Source organism: Microcoleus sp. S13_C5, assembly GCF_036700845.1.
In the GTDB taxonomy this organism is placed as follows: Bacteria; Cyanobacteriota; Cyanobacteriia; order Cyanobacteriales; family Microcoleaceae; genus Microcoleus.
Map to the genome: position 1 here is coordinate 1 of NZ_JAUBPR010000214.1, position 5,030 is coordinate 5,030.

Annotated in this window: 6 protein-coding genes; all 6 read right to left on the reverse strand. The window is 46.0% G+C overall.

Going from position 1 to position 5,030, the window contains the following annotated elements:
- Positions 1–501: 501 nt before the first annotated feature.
- Entirely contained in the window at positions 502–1,131 is a 630-nt protein-coding gene (locus QUA04_RS28605) for a fasciclin domain-containing protein (RefSeq protein WP_333263859.1), read from the reverse strand.
- A gap of 165 nt (positions 1,132–1,296) precedes the next feature.
- The gene (locus QUA04_RS28610; protein ID WP_333263863.1) at positions 1,297–2,079 is read right to left on the reverse strand and encodes an MBL fold metallo-hydrolase; all 783 of its coding nucleotides are present in this window, start codon (positions 2,077–2,079) and stop codon (positions 1,297–1,299) included.
- Positions 2,080–2,344: 265 nt separating this feature from the next.
- Complete coding sequence (locus QUA04_RS28615; RefSeq protein WP_333263866.1) at positions 2,345–2,932, reverse strand: aminodeoxychorismate/anthranilate synthase component II; 588 nt, start codon at positions 2,930–2,932, stop codon at positions 2,345–2,347.
- 177 nt (positions 2,933–3,109) lie between these two features.
- Complete coding sequence (locus QUA04_RS28620; protein WP_333263869.1) at positions 3,110–3,622, reverse strand: diacylglycerol kinase family protein; 513 nt, start codon at positions 3,620–3,622, stop codon at positions 3,110–3,112.
- A gap of 161 nt (positions 3,623–3,783) precedes the next feature.
- The gene (gene ybeY, locus QUA04_RS28625) at positions 3,784–4,320 is read right to left on the reverse strand and encodes an rRNA maturation RNase YbeY (RefSeq protein WP_333263872.1); all 537 of its coding nucleotides are present in this window, start codon (positions 4,318–4,320) and stop codon (positions 3,784–3,786) included.
- Positions 4,321–4,526: 206 nt separating this feature from the next.
- Complete coding sequence (locus tag QUA04_RS28630; protein ID WP_333263874.1) at positions 4,527–4,748, reverse strand: DUF3285 domain-containing protein; 222 nt, start codon at positions 4,746–4,748, stop codon at positions 4,527–4,529.
- Between the last annotated feature and the right edge of the window lie 282 nt (positions 4,749–5,030).

Here is a 5,030-nt window from a genome sequence, read left to right on the forward strand (position 1 = left end):
AATTTTATATTATCGCTCTATCCAATGGGTATTTCTAAACCCGGTACGCTATATCTAGTGGTCGTGCGTAAGTCCTGTTAAATTCAAGTCCAGTCACTCGACTTAATATTTTGTTACATACTTATGGATTTTTCCGCCGACCTACTTAGCTTGATAAGGGGAGGGCTGGGGTTGGGTAAAAAATTTACGACTCCTGCAAGAATTGCTATATATTATAGCAACCGCCAAGGCGGTTGGGACGTTGTTAATGGCTCAAACGATAGATTTTATTGCTTCTTCCTTCTTCCTTTTTCCTTCTTCCTTCTGCTCTAATTCTGAATTTCCTGCCATACAAATAAGGACACAACATTGTTGTGTCCTTACTTCGCGTTCATTTAACCGAATCTGACATCAATTGATGCAAAAACCGCTAGTCTTACTTCGCATCGGGCGGCATCAGCACCTTGTCAATTTCGTGAATAACACCGAATCTGACATCAATTGATGCAAAAACCGCTAGTCTTACTTCGCATCGGGCGGCATCAACACCTTATCAATTACGTGAATAACGCCGTTGCTAGCTTTGATATCAGCTTTCACAACATTAGCGCCGCTGACAGTAACTTTGCCTGCGCTAACAGCCACGTTCAGCGAGCTGCCTTCCACACTTTTCACATCGCCGGATTTCAGGCTAGTAGATAAAACCGAACCAGGAACAACGTGGTAAGTTAAAATCTTAGTAAGTTTGGCTTTGTTGGCAGGTTTGAGCAAATCATCCACAGTTCCTTTTGGCAAAGCAGCAAAGGCCGCGTCAGTCGGAGCAAAAACAGTGAAAGGGCCTTTTCCTTGTAAAGTTGTCACCAAACCAGCAGCTCCCAAAGCCTTTGTCAGCGTCTTGAATTGAGCGTCGCCAGATGCAATAGCAACAATATCCTTAGCAGCGGAAGTTGATGCCGGTGAAGCGGAAGTTGGTGCTGGTGAAGCAGCGGTCTTCACTTTTCCTGGAACTTGTTGACTTTGAGTTGCATTAGCAACATTGGTGTTGGAGGTGATGTGAGCCCAAGCCGGGAAACCAATCAACGCGCTAGCGCCGATTACTCCTGCCAAACCTGTGAGTTGTTTCATCCAGCTAGGTAAATTTTGATTTTTCATTGCGCTTGCATTTCCTTATGAGATAAAACAGTGAACATGAATTGTTATGTTAGCCAAATCTCGACAAAAGGCAAGGTTGCCAGAGGCTAAGATAGCAAGAAAATTCTCTTGCATCCCCGATCGACCAAAACTTCCTTACTATAACGCAAGCTGAGAAATCGGGCATCAACCGCTAAATCTGTAACTCAAAACCTCAATCACCGATCCACTTTGGGGTAAGTCAGCAGATTTGATTGAAATCGTGTCATTATTCAATCGGCGCACCGGCGTACCATCCATCAGCGCCAAGAATTCATCTAGCGGCACCAAATCGCACGCAGCAGCATCGGCGGCTTGGGTTTTGAAATGTGTCGGAATCACCATCTTCGGTTTGAGAAGTTGCAAAGTTTGCTTCGCTTCCGCCGGAGTGTAAGCTTTCGGCCCGCCGCCCACGGGAATCAGCACTACATCGGGCCGCCCGATCAAGATTTGTTCTTCAATGCCGATCGGGCCAGCAACTCCGCCCAAGTGTAAAATCTTAACGCCCGCTTGCTGCCACAGCCAAGCCACATTGACCCCAAATCGCCTTCCTCCCTCACGGTCTTTTTGGGTCCGAATCCCTTGAATCCGCAGCCCGTTAGACCTGTAAGCCCCCGGTTCGTACAAAAGGCCGGGATTGCCCGCAAATCCGTCGATCGCCCCTTCATCGAGCAAGCGACTGCTAATCAGAATCAAATCTGTTGGCACTTTAGGAGATCGATAACCTGCCGTACAGCCCAGGGGGCGAAAAGGATTCACCAGCACCCTCGCACCGCCTCCGGCGAACAAGAAGCAAGTGTGGCCCAACCACTGAACCGACAAAGAATCAGCAGTTTGAGCTTGATAGCTTTCCCATCCAGATGGTAAACCAGTTGCTAAAGCTGCTAGCAAACCCGTCTGTGCGTAACGTATTAATTGTCGCCGTTTCATCTTGTGGTTGGGGTTGTCGGGTGTTGGTCGTTTGTTGTTATACCACAAAACACCGTCAGTCGATTTTAGATTTTAGATTTTAGATTTTAGATTTACTTGTAGCATTGAATCTGGAATCTCGAACAGGAGTCTAAAATTTGGGGTTCACCACGACAGGAGTGGGGGGCTTGTATCCTTTTTGGGGCGGTTCAGGTGCGAAAATGTTTACCCTACTCTCGCCGTAAGGTGCTAGAAGAGCGAACCCTACAAATTCAGATAAATTCAACTAAAGTCTTTCTAAGAAATTTCGCAATAATTGTTTTCCCGAAGTCGTCAAAATACTTTCCGGGTGAAACTGTACACCTTCAATGTGCGGATATTCCCGGTGCCGCACACCCATAATCGTTCCGTCTTCAACCCAAGCCGTAATTTCCAAAACTTCAGGACAACTCTGCTTTTCAATTACCAAACTGTGATAGCGAGTTGCAATCATCGGCGATTCCACGCCCTGAAAAACTCCGACTCCTGCGTGTTCTACCTGAGAAGTTTTGCCGTGCATCAACACGGGTGCAGAAACAATTTTGCCGCCGAATACTTGACCGATACTTTGATGTCCGAGGCACACGCCTAAAATGGGTACAGTCGGCCCCAATTCTTTGATTAATTCCAGAGAAATTCCCGCATCTTCCGGCCGCCCCGGGCCTGGAGAAATCACCACTGCTGCAGGCTGCAATCGGCGAATTTCTGCTAAGGAAATTTGGTCGTTGCGGTAGACTTGTACTTCGCTTGCTACCGGCAACTCAGCACCCAGTTCTCCTAGATACTGTACCAAATTGTATGTAAAACTGTCGTAGTTATCGATGACTATAATCACGGGTTAAGTTAGATTTTAGGTTTTAGATTTTAGATTTTAGGTTAACTCGCTCCCTGAAAGCAAGGGTTTCAAGATTTTAGATAGATGCCGAAGATAAAAATAGCTGCAATATAGACGAATAAAACTAAAAATCTCAAATTGATCCTCTAAAACCTAAAATTTTCTGGGCCCAATAAGTTACAGACGGGCGATCGCAATTTGAACGACTGCCCACAAAGGAGGAAGCAGAAGTGCAGTACCGACGATAATCGCAGCCATTGCCGATACCAGGACCGCTCCGGCACCGCAGTCTTTGGCAATTTTGGCTAGTTCGTGATAAGATTGCCCGACTGTCAAGTCTACCACAGATTCGATCGCCGTATTCAAAAGTTCCATTGCTAAAACTATGCCAATGGTGACGCCGATCACAGATATTTCTACAGGTTTCAGTTGCAAAAATAGCCCGAGTCCGATCGCCAATGTTCCGATAACAGTGTGAATCCGAAAATTTCGCTGAGTTTCAAAAGCATAACTCAGACCCCCCCAAGCGTATCTAAAACTCGTAGCTAAGCTAGATGCGATTTTCCAGGACAGCTCTCGGTTGTATTTCAAGGCTTTTTTAGACTCGTGGGCTGTCTGGCTAGAAGAGTCTTGAGGCATGGGCAGAAACTGTGCGATTTGTGATGAAATTGACGGTCGATCTAGTGTCATAAACAACCAACTTTAAATTACAGAGATAAATGAAAGCTAGACTTTTCAAATTGACTTAATCAAGTCTAAGTAACTTTCCTAAGTTTTTACTAAAGTTTTGGTTTAATTTCAGAAAGTTATGTTGGGCTTGACATGATTTGTTAAGCAACCATCAACTTCAGTTATGCTGTTTGGATCGTAAGACCGATCGCCCGCAGCAATGTTTCTTGTTGATCGAGCATTTGAGTCAGACTTTCTTCATCCGGGTGATCCCAGCCCAAAAGATGCAGAAAACCGTGGGCTGCGAGCCAAGCTAGTTCGGTCTTCAGGGGATGTCCTTGCTGCTGGGCTTGTCGGTTAGCTGTATCGATCGAGATGACGATATCACCCAAGTATAGGGGTTCAGATGACTGCATTTCCTCTAGCTGAGGACAGTCTACCTCTAAAGCTGCGAAAGCTAGTACATCCGTTGGTCGATCAAGCTGGCGGTACTGGAGGTTGAGGGCTTGCATCTCGGCATCGGCGGTTAAACGCAGACTGACTTCGTAGCCCGGGGCCACTGGCACATACTCTTCCTGGTTTTCCAGCCAAACGCTCAACCAATTTTCCCAGGTTTCGGCTGAAATCTCCCCGCTGGCTGCACTCTCAGGGAGGTTGGAAGCGTCGGCTGACTGCTGGGCGAGCCCGTAACAGTCTTCGACGTTCACCTCAATTAACATTTTTTTGCTCTCCTGTCAAGGGATATATTCAATTTTTTTACAAATTCCAATTGCGCGATCGAACGGCAGGGGATTTTCCTGTTGCTGGAAAGATACAGTAATCTGTTAGAGATTGCAACAGGCAGGCAGAACAATCAGCTTAACTCTCGATTAAGAAACATCAAAAACATCACCAGAAATTAGAGGCTGATTGTTGGAATCCCCGATTAAGAATTGAAATAGCGATCGAGAAAAGCTAAACCGACGAGTACGCCTAAAAGTCCGGCGGCTGTCAAGGCAAAATGAAACAGAGAAGTCGCCCGCTTGCGAACCATGTTCCGCATTGCCAGCTTGACATAACTCGGTGGAGGTGCAGTGTTTGTCGGCGCTGTCTGGGTTTCGGCGGCGGACTCTTCGGAGGCGGGAATTGCTGAGTGAGGTTGACTCATAATGGTTAGTTTAGAAGGTTAACAGAGGGGTTGCTGATCACAGACTCGCCCCGATGGTAACAAATATGTAACGTTTTGTGTAGGTGTTTTGAGTTTTTCGATCGCCCCGGGCCTATTAAAGGGGGATTATACCAATAGATTAATGTGCGATCGGGCTGATTATCAATTCGATATTTTATTTTCATCTTCAGATACACAAGGATAAATGGCTCTCCTGAAGTTGCGGTGATATTTTTATCTAATTAGAAAAGCAAGCTAATACGCGTTCTCGAAAATTATCAA

Excerpts from the sequence above, each read along its gene's own strand:
- QUA04_RS28605 (WP_333263859.1), bottom strand. The coding sequence starts at position 1,131 with ATGAAAAATCAAAATTTACCTAGCTGGATGAAACAACTCACAGGTTTG.
- QUA04_RS28610 (WP_333263863.1), bottom strand. The coding sequence starts at position 2,079 with ATGAAACGGCGACAATTAATACGTTACGCACAGACGGGTTTGCTAGCA.
- QUA04_RS28620 (WP_333263869.1), bottom strand. The coding sequence starts at position 3,622 with ATGACACTAGATCGACCGTCAATTTCATCACAAATCGCACAGTTTCTG.
- ybeY (WP_333263872.1), bottom strand. The coding sequence starts at position 4,320 with ATGTTAATTGAGGTGAACGTCGAAGACTGTTACGGGCTCGCCCAGCAG.
- QUA04_RS28630 (WP_333263874.1), bottom strand. The coding sequence starts at position 4,748 with ATGAGTCAACCTCACTCAGCAATTCCCGCCTCCGAAGAGTCCGCCGCC.